Raw genomic sequence first — 15,557 nt, 5'->3', positions numbered from 1 at the left:
AATGAAAATGAAATTAACAGGAAAGCAAACCTGGGTATTCGAAAATCCCTTATTTGTCAATTCAGCTGGAACAGCAGCAGGGCCAAAGGAAAAAGACGGCCCGCTTGGCTCTTTATATGATAAAACCTATGACGAAATGCACTGTAATCAAAAAAGCTGGGAAATGGCTGAACGGCAGCTGATGGAAGATGCTGTGAATACAGCGCTTCAAAAAAATAATCTGACAATAGATGATATTGATTTATTGCTGGCAGGCGATTTGCTAAACCAAAACGTAACGGCCAACTATGTGGCAAGGCACTTAAAAATTCCGTTCCTTTGTATGTTTGGCGCCTGTTCAACATCTATGGAAACGGTGGCTGTCGCATCAGCCTTAGTGGACGGTGGGTTTGCCAAGAGGGCGATCGCTGCCACCAGCAGTCATAATGCCACAGCGGAAAGACAGTTTCGCTATCCGACGGAATACGGTGGTCAAAAACCGGACACTGCCACCTCCACGGTAACCGGAAGCGGAGCTGTTGTCATCAGTCAGACACCAAGTGATATCCAAATCACAAGCGCGACTGTCGGAAAGGTTTCTGACTTAGGAATTACAGATCCGTTTGATATGGGATCAGCCATGGCTCCGGCTGCAGCTGATACGATTAAGCAGCATTTTAAAGACCTGAACCGGACAGCGGATGACTATGATCTTATCCTGACAGGTGACCTTTCCGGCGTCGGATCTCCCATCGTGAAAGACATTTTAAAAGAAGACGGTTATCCGGTTGGCATAAAGCATGATGATTGCGGGCTTTTGGTTTATACACCAGATCAGCAGGTCTTTGCCGGAGGGAGCGGCTGTGCTTGTTCAGCAATTGTCACCTACTCTCACATTTTTAAGCAGCTGAGAGAAGGAAAGTTAAACCGTGTATTTGTCGTGGCGACCGGGGCGCTGTTAAGCCCGACAATGATTCAGCAAAAAGAAACCATCCCGACTATTGCCCACGGGGTTGTATTTGAGCGTGCAGGAGGTGCATCTTAACATGGATTACCTTTTGGCTTTTGTATGCGGCGGGGCCATTTGTATTGTCGGCCAGCTGCTGTTAGACATATTTAAATTAACGCCAGCCCACGTCATGACATCCTTTGTCGTTATCGGGGCGATTTTAGATGGATTTGGCATTTACGATAAATTTATTGAATTTGCCGGAGGGGGCGCCACCGTTCCGATTGTCAGCTTTGGCCACAGTCTTCTGCATGGTGCCATGCATCAGGCGCACATACACGGATTTATTGGAATCGGCATGGGGATTTTTGAGCTGACCTCTGCTGGTATCTCAGCCGCCATTCTCTTCGCCTTTCTCGTAGCTGTTATTTTCAAACCGAAAGGATAATGCCGACATGACGACAAAGCGAAAGGTCATACTGGTAACAGACGGGGACGTATATGCCGCTAAAACAATTGAATATGCCGCAAGCCAAGTGGGGGGGCGATGTATTTCGCAATCAAAGGGCAACCCCTCCATCCGCAGCGGTGCAGAGCTTGTTAAGCTGATCACCTCAGCACCATATGATCCCGTATTTGTCATGTTTGACGACTCAGGCCTACAAGGAGAGGGTCCGGGAGAAACCGCTCTGACCTATGTTGCCACCCATCCGTCAATTGAAGTGCTCGGTGTGATTGCGGTTGCTTCAAAAACCCACCAGGCTGAATGGACCAGAGTTGACGTAAGCATTGACCGCAATGGAGAAATAACAGAATATGGCGTCGATAAAGTCGGAGAACGGGAATTTGATGAACACAGAATGAACGGGGACACTGTCTATTGCCTTGATAAACTTGATCTGCCGCTTATTGTCGGTATCGGAGATATTGGCAAAATGGGCAGAAAAGACGATATCTCAAGAGGGTCGCCCATCACCATGAAAGCGGTCGAGTTTATTTTAGAAAGGAGCGGGTATCATGCCGGACCAAACGAAAGACCAAATCCGGGTTTATCGGAATCCAGCCAAAAATGAAGCGTACTTCAAAAATCGTGTTGGGATGGGAACGAGCTATGATGTGGGTGTTCGCAAGCTCACCATTTTGGACAAAGAAATCCAGCTTTACTATCTGAATGGATTATGTGATACAGCGTACATTATTCATTTAATGAGAGAGCTTGTCGCCATTAATAATCGGAAAGAAGATTCTGATAAGCTGATCGATATCGTCGAAAACAGGCTGCTTAACGCCCAGGTTGAAAAAGTAAAAACGCTGGATGAAACCACTGATCAGGTGCTCTCCGGACTGGTTGCAGTCATTGTGGAAGATGCAGGCTTCGCGTTTATTATTGATGTTAGAAGCTATCCGGGCAGAAATCCGGAAGAACCTGATACGGAAAAGGTGGTCAGGGGAGCCAGAGACGGATTTGTTGAAAATATCGTCGTCAATACAGCCCTTCTCAGAAGGCGGATCAGAGACGAACGTCTTCGCATCAAGATGACAAAGGTCGGCGAGCGGTCAAAAACGGATCTGAGCATTTGTTATATAGAAGATATTGCAGATCCAGATCTGGTTGACATCGTGGAGAAAGAAGTTGCTGCGATTGACGTCGACGGATTAACAATGGCAGACAAAACAGTCGAGGAATTCATTATTAAACAAGGCTATAACCCATATCCGCTTGTCCGCTATACTGAAAGACCCGATGTCGCGGCCAATCATGTGCTTGAGGGTCATGTCATCATCATGGTTGATACATCGCCGAGTGTAATTATCACCCCGACGACTTTGTTCCACCATGTCCAGCATGCTGAAGAATATAGGCAGGCTCCTACAGTCGGTACTTTTTTAAGATGGGTAAGATTTTTCGGAATCATTGCATCCACTATATTTCTCCCGATCTGGTTTCTCTTTGTGCTGCAGCCTGACCTGCTGCCCGAGAATATGAAATTTATCGGTTTAAATAAGAATACGCATATCCCGATCATCCTGCAGATATTCTTAGCAGACTTAGGGATCGAATTTCTCAGGATGGCTGCGATTCATACCCCGACAGCTTTATCGACGGCAATGGGTATTATTGCCGCAGTGCTGATCGGTCAAATTGCAATTGAAGTCGGCCTGTTTTCGCCAGAGGTAATTCTATACGTCTCACTTGCGGCAATTGGAACTTTCGCGACCCCTAGTTATGAATTAAGCTTGGCAAACAAAATGGGCCGTCTTGCTCTCATGATACTCGTTGCCATATTTCACATAAAAGGGCTCGTTATTGGATTCACAGTACTAATTATTGCCATGGCCAGCATCAAATCTCTCCAGACACCGTACTTATGGCCGCTAATTCCCTTTAACGGCAAGGCGCTGTGGCAGGTACTGATCCGCACAGCAAAACCTGGTGCAAAAGTAAGACCCAGTATCGTTCACCCAAGAAATCGCTTAAGACAACCTACCAATTCATAATCGCATTGAAACTGACTGAAGAGTATGATAATGTATGTCTTAATTATGAAGGGGCAGTCTATAAAACTGTCCTTTTCACCCATAAGCGGAGAAAGAGGGAATGACATTGTTCTTACATGGCACAAGCAGACAAAATCAACATGGGCATTTAGAAATCGGAGGTGTGGACGCTCTTTATTTAGCGGAAAAATATGGAACACCTCTTTACGTATATGATGTGGCTTTAATACGTGAGCGTGCTAAAAGCTTTAAGCAGGCATTTATTACTGCAGGCCTGAAAGCACAGGTGGCATATGCGAGCAAAGCGTTCTCATCAGTTGCAATGATTCAGCTCGCTGAGGAAGAGGGACTATCTTTAGATGTCGTGTCCGGGGGAGAGCTTTATACCGCTGTTGCTGCAGGCTTTCCAGCAGAACGCATTCACTTTCATGGGAATAACAAGAGCAGGGAAGAACTGCGGATGGCACTTGAGCATCGCATCGGCTGCATTGTGGTGGATAATTTCTATGAAATTTCGCTATTGGAAGACCTATGTGAAGAAACGGGGCACTCCATCGATGTTCTTTTGCGGATCACGCCTGGAGTAGAAGCACATACGCATGACTACATTACAACGGGTCAGGAAGATTCAAAGTTTGGATTCGACCTGCACAACGGACAAACTGAACGGGCGATTGAGCAAGTCTTACAATCAGGACATATTCAGCTGCTCGGTGTCCATTGTCATATCGGTTCGCAAATTTTTGATACGGCCGGTTTTGTGTTAGCTGCGGAAAAAATCTTTAAAAAACTGGACGAGTGGAGAGAATCATACTCATTTGTATCCAAGGTTTTGAATCTAGGAGGAGGTTTCGGCATCCGTTATACGGAAGACGATGAACCGCTTCACGCCACTGAATACGTGGAAAAAATTATCGAAGCTGTGAAAGAAAATGCTGCCCGATACGGTTTTGACATTCCGGAAATTTGGATCGAGCCGGGCCGTTCTCTCGTGGGAGACGCAGGCACAACCCTTTATACGGTTGGCTCTCAAAAAGAAGTGCCGGGTGTTCGTCAGTATGTGGCTGTAGACGGAGGCATGAATGACAATATTCGTCCTGCACTCTACCAGGCTAAATATGAAGCTGCGACAGCCAATCGTATCGGTGAAGCACATGACCAAACGGTATCGATTGCCGGAAAGTGCTGTGAAAGCGGTGATATGCTGATTTGGGATATTGACCTGCCAGAAGTAAAAGAAGGTGATCTTCTTGCCGTTTTTTGTACAGGCGCTTATGGATACAGCATGGCCAACAATTACAATCGAATCCCAAGACCTGCCGTTGTATTTGTAGAAAATGGCGAGGACCATTTAGTCGTAAAGAGAGAAACATACGAGGATATCGTGAAACTTGACCTGCCCTTTAAAACGAGTGTGAAGCAATAAAAAAGCGCCGATTTTTCGGCGCTTTTTCTTATTTGAATATAGAAACAATCGCATTCCAGATAGATACGAAGAAATCAATGACTTTTTGGATAAAACTCTTGCCCTCATCTGATTCTATGAATTTCGTAATCTTATCTTTCGCTTTATCAAGCTGGTCACCGACCTGTCCCCAGTCGATATCAACATTTTTCATTTTATTGAATAAGGAGACAAGCTGGTCCTTTTGGCTGTCTGTAAGTGTGACATTCAAATCAGAAGCTGCGTCGTCCACTTGTTTTTCAATATCAGCTTTATTGTCAGGCACACCGTTTTTAGCAAACTCTTCTTTGATTTTTGCAATCAGCGCAGCCGCATTTTCATTACCGATTTTGTCTCCAAGCTCAGATGTTGTGACAAGCTCTTGGTTGGCTACCTGTTTCACATCTTCCGAGATCGCTTCGTCAGAAGAGACTTCATACGCCTTAATCAATCCAGTTAAAGCCGCAGTCCCGGATACTTCAAACGGTGCTGTAACATACACCTTCGCATCTTTCACACCGGCTGTCATCAGGGCGTTTAGGTACATTTCATCTGTAATGCCGCTGATATTATGTGTTTCAACATTCAGTCCAGAGCCTTTTTTGGCAATGGTGATTGACGATGAAGAGATGGCTCTTGATCCGATTTGAGCGCTCGGTATATATTTTCCTAAATATTCATGTTCTTCCTTATTGGTCACGGTTACCGTTGTGGCATTGTCAGGGACATTCATCTCATCAAGCACTTTTTGTTTATCAGATTCTGATAAATCAGCACCCAGAGTTACAATGACATCTCCAACTGCGGCATCCGCGAGACTGACTTTCGGAACCGTCAGCAGCAAAAATGCCGCTGCCAGCATTCCAATCCATAATTTTTTCAAAGCAGTTTGACCTCCTTCAATTTCACAAACAGCTGGATAGAGCTGCTTTGCGAGGACCTGAATCATGATGAAAATACAGTTCCGTTAGGTTAGACGGAGATAAAGAGATTCAGGTTTCATTTTTATTTTTTGTAAAGCCGGCAGATTCGTTTTCCCCTGAAAGGTGTGGTATAATAGCCGCGACAAGGAGAGACGGGCTATAACCTATCATACATAATCTCCTTTGAAAATTAAAATAAAGAAAGTAGGCATACAATTGAAAACAGGTTACTTTTTATTAGAAGACGGCAACAAAATTGAATTTGAACTTTACCCAGAAGCTGCGCCGGGCACTGTCGCAAACTTTGAAAAGCTTGCGAATGAAGGCTTTTACGACGGGCTTACTTTCCACCGAGTGATTCCAGGCTTTGTCAGCCAAGGTGGATGCCCGCACGGAACTGGCACAGGCGGTCCGGGATACACAATCAAATGTGAAACAGAAGGAAACCCGCATACACATGAAGCGGGCGCACTTTCTATGGCACACGCTGGAAAAGACACAGGCGGCAGCCAATTTTTCATCGTTCATGAGCCGCAGCCTCATTTAAATGGTGTTCACACTGTATTCGGTAAAGTAACAAGCGGATTAGAATTCGCAAAAAACATGTCTAACGGCGATGTCATGAAAGAAGTCCGTGTAGAAGGCTAATTGGCAGACGAAAAGCTTCCTCGTATCCGAGGGAGCTTTTTTATTTGTAAAAAATGTTCACAAAGAAAACCGCCTGAGGACCAGAGACGGTAAACAGACAACTAAAGCAGTAAGAATATACAATTGCTAGAATGACAAGTGTATGATTATCTTTTATATTATGTCGCAAAAAGGATACAGTCAGTAAAATTAAGAAAACTTTAAAGTGATATGGTTCATCGACGATGGTATTTTATAGTAAAATAAATCAAACGTGATGTATAAAAAGGAGCTTGGCGTTATGAATAATAAAGGCTGTATAAAATGCGGAAGCACTGAGGCCGGCCAAAAAGAAATAGCCACAACCGGTACGGGATTATCAAAGTTGTTTGACGTTCAGAATAACCGTTTTCTCGTGGTTTACTGCAAGAATTGCGGATATTCGGAGTTTTATAATAAAGAATCTTCAACTGCCGGCAATATATTGGATTTATTTTTTGGTGGCTGATTCATGTTTTCGAGCTTCAATCATTTTAAAAATATGATGAAGGCAAAACGGGATGCCGGATTTGTCACCTGTGAAATAGGCTGCCGCCAACATTCCGGTAAATTCAGCAGACTGCCCGTAACCTTATGATTGATATATGATCTGAAGATTGAACATACGAATACTCTCTTTCTTCTAAACTTATCGCTTCTGAATTATGTAATACTTTTCGGGACACCCCTCTGTATAATACGAATGCTGATGTTCACTAAGTAACGGGAGTAAGATTTCTCAAGCGGTATTTGATGTAGGACTGGTTGTGATCACTAAGAAAAAAGTAGGCATGATTTGGGTGGAGGATGAGGATGAGTAGATTGTAAAATCACTGCAATGGTCCTAATGGGATTTCGTTTCGATTCGTGATAACATAAATGGAAGATCGTTGTTTATTGGAGGAAATCAGTTGAAATCAGAAAATGTTTCGAAGAAAAAATCAATATTAGAATGGGCAAAGGCAATTGTAATTGCAGTCATACTCGCTTTGCTCATCCGCCATTTTATTTTTGCGCCGTATGTTGTTGATGGTGACTCTATGTATCCTACACTTCATAACCGGGAAAGGGTCTTTGTCAATATGACAGTCAAATACATCGGCGAGTTTGACAGAGGAGACATCGTCGTATTAAACGGGGATGATGTTCACTATGTCAAACGTATTATCGGCCTGCCTGGAGATACAGTTGAAATGAAAAACGACCAGCTCTATATCAATGGGAAAAAGATGGCCGAGCCTTATTTGGCAGCTAATAAAAAGAGGGCGAAGCAGGATGGCTTTGACCGTTTGACTGATGATTTCGGCCCGGTGAAAGTGCCGGATGACAAGTATTTTGTGATGGGTGATAACCGTCGGAACTCAATGGACAGCCGAAACGGGCTTGGCCTATTCACGAAAAAACAAATTGCGGGTACGTCAAAGTTTGTTTTCTTCCCATTTAACGAAATGCGAAAAACGAATTAGGATCGAGCAGCTTCCTGAACAGGAGGCTGCTTTTTTATATCTTTTTTACGTTCATCCCCCAAAACCAGAACATAAATTCGTATATCTATAGAAAAGAAATTTTTGCAGAAATGTGAAACATATTCCCGTTATACATCGTTATATTAATAATTTACGAGACTTGACGGTTTTTTATTCATGAAAAAAAGGAATAACTCATATGAATGAATAGATTCATATTGGCTGGAGGTTTAAAAATGGGAAGAATAAAAACCAAGATTACCATTCTGTTAGTGCTTTTGCTTTTACTTGCAGGCGGTTATATGTACATAAATGGTCTTGAGCTGAAGGATGTTCCGACAGCAATTGGACAAACCTTGTCCTCGGAAGAAGAAGAATACACCATCGAGGAATATAAAGTAACGAAAATTGACGGTGCTGAGTATCATGGAGAAGCAGAAAACGGAACGAAAATCATCTTCAACGGAAAAAAATTAAATCAGGATTTGTCTGATATAAAAGAAGGCGACAAGATTAAAGCATACTTCAGCAAATCAAAGCGGATCGACGGGTTAATCAAGGTTGCCAAAGTGAATGATTAACAAAACATCACCTTTCGGATTGAGGGGTGATGTTTTGTTTTTCTCAAATTGTAAGTTTATTTCATTGCGTCCTTCAAAAAGGATCGCTATAATAGCCATTAAGGACAAATGAATAAAGATTGTATCCTTCGGGGCAGGGTGGAAATCCCGACCGGCGGTAGTAAAGCGAATGCGCTTTAGAGCCCGTGACCCGTGTGCATAAGCACGCGGTGGATTCAGTTTAAGCTGAAGCCGACAGTGAAAGTCTGGATGGGAGAAGGATGATGAGCCGCTATGCAAAAAGTTCAAAAATGCATAGTGTTATTTCCTATTGCGTAAAATACCTAAAGCCCCGGATTTTTCATAAATTCGGGGCTTTTTTGACGGTAAATCACAAAAGAGGGGAGGGAAACAAATGGAAGAGTATTATATGAAGTTTGCACTAGATCTTGCGAAGCAGGGCGAAGGACAGACCGAATCCAATCCGCTCGTCGGCGCTGTTGTCGTAAAGGACGGACAAATTGTCGGAATGGGCGCCCATTTAAAATATGGTGAAGCTCATGCGGAAGTTCATGCCATCCATATGGCCGGATCCCATGCGAAGGGTGCTGATATTTACGTGACACTCGAACCGTGCAGCCATTACGGAAAAACACCGCCATGCGCAGAACTGATTATCAACTCTGGCATCAAAAGAGTGTTTGTGGCAATGAGAGATCCTAACCCGCTTGTGGCTGGAAGAGGCATCAGCATGATGGAGGAGGCCGGTATTGAGGTAAAGGAAGGCATCCTGGCAGACCAGGCGGAGAAGCTGAATGAAAAATTTCTGCATTTCATGAGGACAGGCCTCCCTTACGTCACACTAAAAGCTGCTGCAAGTCTTGACGGAAAGACAGCTACCAGCACAGGCGACAGCAAATGGATCACGTCAGAGGCTGCACGACAGGATGCTCAGCAGTACAGGAAAACACACCAAAGCATTTTAGTCGGAGTTGGCACGGTGATAGCTGACAATCCAAGCTTAACCTGCAGGCTGCCGAATGTGACAAAACAGCCGGTTCGCGTAATACTTGATACCGCACTCTCGATTCCTGAGGACGCTCAAGTGATTTGCGATCAAGCAGCGCCGACATGGATTTTTACAACGGCACGAGCAGACGAGGAAAAGAAAAAACGGCTATCAGCTTACGGTGTGAACATATTTACGCTTGAAACTGAAAGCATTCAAGTTCCCGATGTTCTGAAAATCCTTGCGGAAGAAGGCATCATGTCGGTGTATGTGGAAGGCGGCTCAGCCGTTCACGGAAGCTTTGTCAATGAAGGCTGTTTTCAAGAAATCATCTTCTATTTTGCCCCTAAATTAATCGGAGGAACGCATGCTCCCAGCTTAATCTCCGGTGAAGGTTTTCAATCAATGAAAGATGTCCCCTTATTACAATTCACTGATATAACCCAAATCGGCCGTGATATCAAACTGACGGCAAAACCGATAAACGAGTAGGATGGTGACCATGTTTACAGGAATTATTGAAGAAACAGGCACAATCGAATCCATGAAAAAAGCAGGGCATTCAATGGCCTTAACAATCAAATGCTCAAAGATTTTAGAGGATGTTCATTTAGGCGACAGCATTGCGGTGAACGGCATTTGTCTGACTGTCACTGATTTTACAAAAAATCAATTCACAGTGGATGTTATGCCTGAAACTGTCAAAGCTACGTCACTGAATGATTTATCAAAAGGAAGCAAAGTAAATCTGGAAAGAGCGATGGCGGCAAACGGCCGTTTCGGAGGCCATTTCGTCTCAGGCCATGTCGACGGAACGGCAGAAATTATACGAATTGAAGAAAAAAGCAACGCAGTTTACTATGATTTAAAAATGGACCCGTCATTAACAAAAACATTGGTCTTAAAGGGATCGATTACCGTGGACGGCGTGAGCTTAACAATATTCGGCCTGACAGAAGATACAGTGACGATTTCTTTAATACCGCATACCATCAGCGAAACGGTTTTTTCAGAAAAAACGATCGGCTCTAAAGTGAATATCGAATGCGATATGATCGGAAAATATATGTATCGATTTTTGCATAAAGCCAATGAAAATAAGTCCCAACAAACCATTACAAAAGCCTTCTTAAGCGAAAACGGCTTTTAGAGAGGAAGATTTGTATGTTTCATCCGATAGAAGAAGCACTAGACGCTTTAAAAAAAGGCGAAGTCATCATCGTTGTAGATGACGAAGACAGAGAAAATGAAGGAGACTTTGTGGCGCTTGCCGAGCATGCAACTCCAGAAGTCATTAACTTTATGGCAACACACGGAAGAGGACTGATTTGCACGCCGCTCAGTGAGGAGATCGCAGACAAGCTTGATCTTCACCCTATGGTTGAGCATAATACAGATTCTCACCATACTGCCTTTACGGTAAGCATTGACCATCGTAAAACGAAAACGGGTATTAGCGCTCAAGAAAGATCTTTTACCGTTCAAGCATTGCTGGACAGCAAATCTGTGCCGTCTGATTTTCAGCGTCCGGGACACATTTTTCCGCTGATTGCGAAAAAAGGAGGTGTCCTGAAAAGAGCGGGCCATACAGAAGCTGCTGTTGATCTTGCCGAAGCCTGCGGATCTCAAGGAGCCGGCGTCATTTGTGAAATTATGAATGAAGACGGAACGATGGCGAGAGTGCCTGAGCTCATTGAAATTGCGAAAAAACATCAATTAAAAATGATCACCATTAAAGATTTGATTCAATACCGCTATAATCTAACAACACTTGTCGAGCGTGAAGTGGATATAACGCTTCCTACTGATTTTGGCACATTCAAGGTTTATGGATACACAAATGAGGTAGACGGAAAAGAGCATGTTGCATTCGTGATGGGAGATGTGCCATTTGGAGATGAACCGGTATTGGTCCGGGTGCATTCAGAATGTCTCACGGGTGACGTGTTCGGGTCTCATCGCTGTGACTGCGGCCCTCAGCTGCACGCCGCGCTGACGCAAATTGCCGCAGAAGGCCGGGGAGTGCTCTTGTACTTGCGCCAAGAAGGCCGAGGCATCGGTTTGATCAATAAATTAAAAGCTTATAAGCTTCAGGAACAAGGCTATGATACCGTAGAAGCCAACGAAGCGCTCGGATTCTTGCCGGACCTTCGCAACTATGGCATCGGTGCACAAATTTTACGCGACCTCGGTGTGCGGAATATGAAGCTTTTGACGAATAATCCGCGGAAAATCGCCGGCCTTGAAGGCTATGGACTCAGCATATCAGAAAGAGTGCCGCTTCAAATGGAGGCGAAAGAGCACAATAAAAAATATTTGCAAACCAAAATGAACAAGCTAGGTCATTTACTTCATTTCTAATCACAAATATCACAAAAAAGGATGGGAATCATATGAATATCATACAAGGAAATTTAGTTGGTACAGGTCTTAAAATCGGAATCGTAGTTGGAAGATTTAATGATTTTATTACAAGCAAGCTGCTGAGCGGTGCAGAAGATGCGTTGCTCAGACACGGCGTAGACACAAATGATATCGATGTGGCTTGGGTTCCAGGCGCATTTGAAATTCCGTTTGCAGCGAAAAAAATGGCGGAAACCAAAAAATATGACGCCGTTATCACATTGGGCACTGTCATCAGAGGCGCGACAACACATTACGATTATGTCTGCAATGAAGCTGCAAAAGGCATCGCGCAAGCTGCAAACACTACAGGCGTACCTGTCATCTTTGGAATTGTCACAACTGAAAACATCGAACAGGCAATTGAGCGTGCCGGCACAAAAGCGGGCAACAAAGGTGTAGATTGTGCTGTTTCTGCCATAGAAATGGCAAATTTAAACCGTTCATTTGAATAATTTGCTGAAAACAGTTTAAAAATATGGCGAAAATGATATAATGTGAGAAAACGGATCACCTATTCGTATCCGTTAATAGCAGACTGGACATTTTGGATATAGAGGGGTTTTTATGTTAATTCGTTATAAAAAATCGTTTGAAAAGATTGCGATGGGGCTTCTTTCGTTCATGCCAAATGAAAAAGACCTTAAGCAGCTTCAGCAGACAATTAAGGACTACGAAACGGATACAGACCGCCAGCTCTTTCTTTGGAAAGAGGACGAGGATATCGTCGGAGCAATCGGAGTCGAAAAAAAGGATTCTGAAGTTGAAATCCGGCATATCAGTGTGAATCCTTCTCATCGCCATCAAGGAATCGGAAAACAGATGATGGATGCTCTAAAGCATCTATTCAAAACGCAGGTACTGGTTCCGAATGAATTAACGCAGAGCTTTTTCGAACGTTGTCAAGGTCAGCAGGATCAAGACATTTCATACAATAATTAAGCAGAGGCTGTAATCAGCCTCTGCTTTTTTTTCTGCGTTCCATTTCTTTTTCACGCTCAAGAATGACATCAGTTCGATCCCGCAAACGGTGTTTATGGATAAGAAATGTGTCAGTGAGTGTACTGGGCTGACCCCATGTGTATTTTTTTTTCTTGCATTCAATGCGGCATGCTTCCTGGAGCTTCTCATCTTTGATCGGCAGCATGATGCTTTTATAGGAAGAGCCCGTTTCGATTTGTTCGTAAACCGACTGCATAAGATTGAGTAAACGGCTATGATCAAGCCCCAAGCCTTCGACGGCTTGTTTCTCCGCTTCGAGAATCCGCATGCTGTTGGCCATCAGTCTTTTTGCCCCGGCTATGTTCCGCCTTCTATGATGATACAGGGCAACCGCAAGCTGAATAAAGCCGACCCAATACATTTTTCGTTTGTTTGGAGGATCTTCCTTCCAATATTCTTCTAATATTTCATGGCATTCAAAATAATCCCTTGTTGCGTGAAATTCAACAAGGTAATCAATATAAGCTTTCGGGTACAAGATGTTTCCTCCTTTAATGTGCCTTTAGTGTAACACAGGAAGCATAAAAGAAAAAAACTGCCCAGCTTGATTGTTCCTTTGTTGTTTTGAATATTCTGCACAAACTGCTTCAAAACAGGAAATGAAATAGTATTGGACGAGAGCTTTTTAGTGGCTTATACTAAAGGGTAGCCAGTTTATCCGGCAATGAAGTGATATTTGAAAATGGTGAGATGATGGAAGAATATCAAGTGAAAATTGATACGTTTGAGGGCCCATTGGACCTGCTGCTTCATTTAATCAATCGTCTTGAAATTGACATATATGATATACCTGTGGCAAAGATCACTGAACAATATTTATTATATGTACATACGATGCGTGTGCTTGAGCTCGATATGGCCAGCGAGTATTTGGTCATGGCTGCCACACTGCTCAGCATTAAAAGCAGAATGCTGCTCCCGAAACAAGAAGAGGAGCTTTTTGAAGATGAATTGCTTGAAGAAGAAGATCCGCGGGAAGAGCTGATTGAAAAGCTGATTGAGTATAGAAAATATAAAGATGCGGCGAAGGATTTAAAAGAACGGGAAGAAGAAAGGCAAAAATCGTTCACGAAACCGCCGAGTGATTTGAGCGAATATGCAAAAGAAATAAAACAGTCTGAGCAAAAGCTCTCTGTCACGGTCTATGATATGATCGGAGCTTTTCAAAAAGTGCTGAAACGCAAAAAAATAACAAGACCGATGGAAACAACAATCACAAGACAGGAAATACCGATCGAAGACAGAATGAACGAAATCGTGCACAGCCTGAAATCAAGAGGAACGAGAATCAACTTTATGGATCTGTTTCCGTATGAGCAAAAAGAACATTTGGTAGTGACCTTTCTAGCCGTTCTCGAGCTGATGAAAAATCAGCTGGTTCTCATTGAACAGGAGCACAATTTCTCAGATATTTACATTACGGGGAGTGAATCCATTCATGGGGCTTGATATCGTGAATTGGAAAGCTATAGTGGAAGCCCTTCTTTATGCGGCAGGCGATGAAGGGCTTACAAAAAAGCAGCTGTTAACAGTGCTCGAAGTCGAAGAGCCTGAACTGAACACCATCATGGCGGATGTGGCAGACGAATACCGCGGTGATACAAGGGGCATTGAACTTATTGAATATGCAGATACGTACATGCTCTCTACCAAAAAAGACTTTGCGCCGTACCTGAAAAAATTGATAGAAGTGCCGTCAAAGGGCCTTTCTCAAGCATCTTTGGAGGTGCTGGCCATTGTTTCATATAAACAGCCGATTACAAGAGCAGAGATTGAAGAAATCAGAGGCGTGAAATCAGAGCGGATTTTACACAGCCTCGTTGCAAAGGCGCTATTGTGTGAAGTCGGGCGGGCTGACGGTCCGGGACGGGCGATTTTATACGGCACAACGCCGACATTTCTTGAACAATTTGGTTTGAAAACGCTGGACGAGCTTCCGCCGCTGCCTGAAAATGCGGAAGAAGACGTTCTTCAAGAAGAAGCAGATTTATTTTTTGAAAACTTTAACCAAACCTTCGAAGATATAAAATAGAAGTTTAATGAATCGCGCTTTTTCATCATCATAAGATATAGGGAAGAAGCTATCATGAAAGAAGCAAAATGTGAGAGACAAAGACATGAGGGGAAGATACCAAACGAAATGGGACATTCGATTGTTCGAGTCCAGACTCAACAAACAGGCGAATTCTTATCAATGGTTGTCAATACCGTTAACGATTACCTAAATCAAACAACACTGGAGTCCTTGCAGGCTGAATTGCCTATAGAGAAAGGATACTGCTGTGATGTGCTGAGCACTCTGAGAAGAATGACAGTATTTTGTGAAGGAGGCGCAGATGCGTGCCGCCGTCTCCTGATGCAGGAGCCTTTTCAGGAAGCCAGAGCGGAAAAAACACTTTACAATGTGTATCACCAATGCATTGAAGAGTTCTTTATGCCGAAAAAAGACACGTGGTGTGAAAATAGCCGGGCGTCTTATACCGGGGGCAGCGCAATTGAGTTTTACCATGCTGTTCCTGCATCGCTTGAGCAGTTATTATTGCCGCTGAGCGCAGCCTTTCTAAAAATGAGAGAAGAGCTGGCTCATTACGAAGCGTCTGGATCAAGCATGGCGCCAATCAGACAACCTTAACTCTCCCTTTTTCAGGGAGAGTTTT

19 protein-coding genes, 1 pseudogene and 1 riboswitch are annotated in these 15,557 nt (G+C 43.6%); of the genes and pseudogenes, 17 read left to right on the top strand and 3 right to left on the bottom strand.

The genetic code is table 11. From position 1 onward, the window contains the following. The first annotated feature begins 7 nt into the window (after window positions 1-7). From spoVAD to lysA, 5 genes are all read left to right on the top strand, one after another. A complete protein-coding gene (spoVAD, locus tag MOC09_RS07025) occupies window positions 8-1,024 on the top strand; it encodes a stage V sporulation protein AD (protein WP_268370013.1) in 1,017 nt (338 codons plus the stop codon). 1 nt (window position 1,025) lies between these two features. Then, complete coding sequence (gene spoVAE, locus MOC09_RS07020; RefSeq protein ID WP_003223941.1) at window positions 1,026-1,376, top strand: stage V sporulation protein AE; 351 nt, start codon at window positions 1,026-1,028, stop codon at window positions 1,374-1,376. 7 nt (window positions 1,377-1,383) lie between these two features. After that, window positions 1,384-2,001, top strand: a complete 618-nt coding sequence (gene spoVAEA, locus MOC09_RS07015; RefSeq protein ID WP_268361745.1) for a stage V sporulation protein SpoVABEA — start codon at window positions 1,384-1,386, stop codon at window positions 1,999-2,001. Then, a complete protein-coding gene (locus MOC09_RS07010; protein ID WP_268370012.1) occupies window positions 1,946-3,427 on the top strand; it encodes a spore germination protein in 1,482 nt (493 codons plus the stop codon). The genes spoVAEA and MOC09_RS07010 overlap by 56 nt, the downstream gene beginning before the upstream one ends. A 106-nt stretch (window positions 3,428-3,533) precedes the next feature. Beyond that, window positions 3,534-4,853 (top strand): diaminopimelate decarboxylase, encoded by a 1,320-nt coding sequence (gene lysA, locus MOC09_RS07005; protein ID WP_268370059.1) that lies wholly within the window; start codon window positions 3,534-3,536, stop codon window positions 4,851-4,853. Between the two features lie 28 nt (window positions 4,854-4,881). Here the strand turns inward: lysA and MOC09_RS07000 are convergent, their stop codons facing one another. Beyond that, a complete protein-coding gene (locus tag MOC09_RS07000) occupies window positions 4,882-5,754 on the bottom strand; it encodes a DUF1002 domain-containing protein (RefSeq protein WP_268361740.1) in 873 nt (290 codons plus the stop codon). Between the two features lie 256 nt (window positions 5,755-6,010). Here MOC09_RS07000 and MOC09_RS06995 point away from each other — a divergent pair, with 256 nt between their 5' ends. Next, a complete protein-coding gene (locus tag MOC09_RS06995; RefSeq protein WP_003223931.1) occupies window positions 6,011-6,442 on the top strand; it encodes a peptidylprolyl isomerase in 432 nt (143 codons plus the stop codon). A 280-nt stretch (window positions 6,443-6,722) separates the two neighbouring features. After that, window positions 6,723-6,929, top strand: a complete 207-nt coding sequence (locus MOC09_RS06990; RefSeq protein WP_003236703.1) for a zinc ribbon domain-containing protein — start codon at window positions 6,723-6,725, stop codon at window positions 6,927-6,929. On the opposite strand, the pseudogene MOC09_RS06985 reads toward MOC09_RS06990, so the two are convergent. Then, window positions 6,872-7,022, bottom strand: a pseudogene (locus tag MOC09_RS06985) (hypothetical protein). The gene MOC09_RS06990 and the pseudogene MOC09_RS06985 sit on opposite strands and share 58 nt — an antisense overlap. A 349-nt stretch (window positions 7,023-7,371) precedes the next feature. Here MOC09_RS06985 and sipS point away from each other — a divergent pair. The 7 genes from sipS (at window position 7,372) to ribT (ending at window position 12,840) form a co-directional block, all read left to right on the top strand. Beyond that, window positions 7,372-7,926, top strand: a complete 555-nt coding sequence (gene sipS, locus MOC09_RS06980; protein WP_268370010.1) for a signal peptidase I sipS — start codon at window positions 7,372-7,374, stop codon at window positions 7,924-7,926. 236 nt (window positions 7,927-8,162) lie between these two features. Next, entirely contained in the window at window positions 8,163-8,507 is a 345-nt protein-coding gene (locus MOC09_RS06975; RefSeq protein WP_268359779.1) for a hypothetical protein, read from the top strand. A gap of 120 nt (window positions 8,508-8,627) precedes the next feature. Beyond that, window positions 8,628-8,772: riboswitch (FMN riboswitch) on the top strand. A gap of 129 nt (window positions 8,773-8,901) precedes the next feature. Then, entirely contained in the window at window positions 8,902-9,987 is a 1,086-nt protein-coding gene (gene ribD, locus MOC09_RS06970; protein ID WP_268370008.1) for a bifunctional diaminohydroxyphosphoribosylaminopyrimidine deaminase/5-amino-6-(5-phosphoribosylamino)uracil reductase RibD, read from the top strand. 10 nt (window positions 9,988-9,997) lie between these two features. Next, window positions 9,998-10,645 (top strand): riboflavin synthase subunit alpha, encoded by a 648-nt coding sequence (gene ribE / locus MOC09_RS06965; protein WP_268359782.1) that lies wholly within the window; start codon window positions 9,998-10,000, stop codon window positions 10,643-10,645. Between the two features lie 14 nt (window positions 10,646-10,659). Further along, window positions 10,660-11,856, top strand: a complete 1,197-nt coding sequence (locus MOC09_RS06960; RefSeq protein WP_268370006.1) for a bifunctional 3,4-dihydroxy-2-butanone-4-phosphate synthase/GTP cyclohydrolase II — start codon at window positions 10,660-10,662, stop codon at window positions 11,854-11,856. Between the two features lie 32 nt (window positions 11,857-11,888). Next, window positions 11,889-12,353 carry a 6,7-dimethyl-8-ribityllumazine synthase gene (ribH, locus tag MOC09_RS06955; RefSeq protein WP_024121911.1) on the top strand — a complete coding sequence of 155 codons (465 nt, stop codon included), beginning with the start codon at window positions 11,889-11,891 and terminating at the stop codon, window positions 12,351-12,353. A gap of 112 nt (window positions 12,354-12,465) precedes the next feature. Further along, window positions 12,466-12,840: a GNAT family N-acetyltransferase RibT gene (gene ribT / locus MOC09_RS06950; protein WP_003223910.1), complete on the top strand. Its 375-nt coding sequence runs from the start codon at window positions 12,466-12,468 to the stop codon at window positions 12,838-12,840. A 13-nt stretch (window positions 12,841-12,853) separates the two neighbouring features. Here the strand turns inward: ribT and MOC09_RS06945 are convergent, their stop codons facing one another. Then, a complete protein-coding gene (locus MOC09_RS06945; RefSeq protein WP_268359785.1) occupies window positions 12,854-13,378 on the bottom strand; it encodes a DUF309 domain-containing protein in 525 nt (174 codons plus the stop codon). Between the two features lie 215 nt (window positions 13,379-13,593). Between MOC09_RS06945 and scpA the strand changes: the two genes are divergently transcribed. From scpA to MOC09_RS06930, 3 genes are read left to right on the top strand one after another with little or no spacing between them, the layout of a single operon-like run. Beyond that, window positions 13,594-14,349, top strand: coding sequence for a segregation/condensation protein A (scpA, locus tag MOC09_RS06940; RefSeq protein WP_268359786.1), 756 nt, complete (start codon window positions 13,594-13,596; stop codon window positions 14,347-14,349). After that, window positions 14,339-14,932 (top strand): SMC-Scp complex subunit ScpB, encoded by a 594-nt coding sequence (gene scpB / locus MOC09_RS06935; RefSeq protein WP_268370004.1) that lies wholly within the window; start codon window positions 14,339-14,341, stop codon window positions 14,930-14,932. The genes scpA and scpB overlap by 11 nt, the downstream gene beginning before the upstream one ends. A 54-nt stretch (window positions 14,933-14,986) precedes the next feature. After that, entirely contained in the window at window positions 14,987-15,532 is a 546-nt protein-coding gene (locus tag MOC09_RS06930) for a YpuI family protein (RefSeq protein ID WP_268359788.1), read from the top strand. Window positions 15,533-15,557 lie beyond the last annotated feature (25 nt).

This window comes from Bacillus sp. N12A5, assembly GCF_026790125.1.
GTDB lineage: Bacteria > Bacillota > Bacilli > Bacillales > Bacillaceae > Bacillus.
Note: the sequence above shows the minus strand (reverse complement) of the source record. Positions and strands in the feature narration are given on the sequence as shown.

Excerpts from the sequence above, each read along its gene's own strand:
- spoVAD (WP_268370013.1), top strand. The coding sequence starts at position 8 with ATGAAATTAACAGGAAAGCAAACCTGGGTATTCGAAAATCCCTTATTT.
- scpA (WP_268359786.1), top strand. The coding sequence starts at position 13,594 with ATGGAAGAATATCAAGTGAAAATTGATACGTTTGAGGGCCCATTGGAC.
- spoVAE (WP_003223941.1), top strand. The coding sequence starts at position 1,026 with ATGGATTACCTTTTGGCTTTTGTATGCGGCGGGGCCATTTGTATTGTC.
- ribT (WP_003223910.1), top strand. The coding sequence starts at position 12,466 with ATGTTAATTCGTTATAAAAAATCGTTTGAAAAGATTGCGATGGGGCTT.
- scpB (WP_268370004.1), top strand. The coding sequence starts at position 14,339 with ATGGGGCTTGATATCGTGAATTGGAAAGCTATAGTGGAAGCCCTTCTT.
- ribD (WP_268370008.1), top strand. The coding sequence starts at position 8,902 with ATGGAAGAGTATTATATGAAGTTTGCACTAGATCTTGCGAAGCAGGGC.
- MOC09_RS06990 (WP_003236703.1), top strand. The coding sequence starts at position 6,723 with ATGAATAATAAAGGCTGTATAAAATGCGGAAGCACTGAGGCCGGCCAA.
- MOC09_RS06975 (WP_268359779.1), top strand. The coding sequence starts at position 8,163 with ATGGGAAGAATAAAAACCAAGATTACCATTCTGTTAGTGCTTTTGCTT.
- MOC09_RS06960 (WP_268370006.1), top strand. The coding sequence starts at position 10,660 with ATGTTTCATCCGATAGAAGAAGCACTAGACGCTTTAAAAAAAGGCGAA.
- ribH (WP_024121911.1), top strand. The coding sequence starts at position 11,889 with ATGAATATCATACAAGGAAATTTAGTTGGTACAGGTCTTAAAATCGGA.
- MOC09_RS06930 (WP_268359788.1), top strand. The coding sequence starts at position 14,987 with ATGAAAGAAGCAAAATGTGAGAGACAAAGACATGAGGGGAAGATACCA.
- spoVAEA (WP_268361745.1), top strand. The coding sequence starts at position 1,384 with ATGACGACAAAGCGAAAGGTCATACTGGTAACAGACGGGGACGTATAT.
- ribE (WP_268359782.1), top strand. The coding sequence starts at position 9,998 with ATGTTTACAGGAATTATTGAAGAAACAGGCACAATCGAATCCATGAAA.
- MOC09_RS07010 (WP_268370012.1), top strand. The coding sequence starts at position 1,946 with ATGCCGGACCAAACGAAAGACCAAATCCGGGTTTATCGGAATCCAGCC.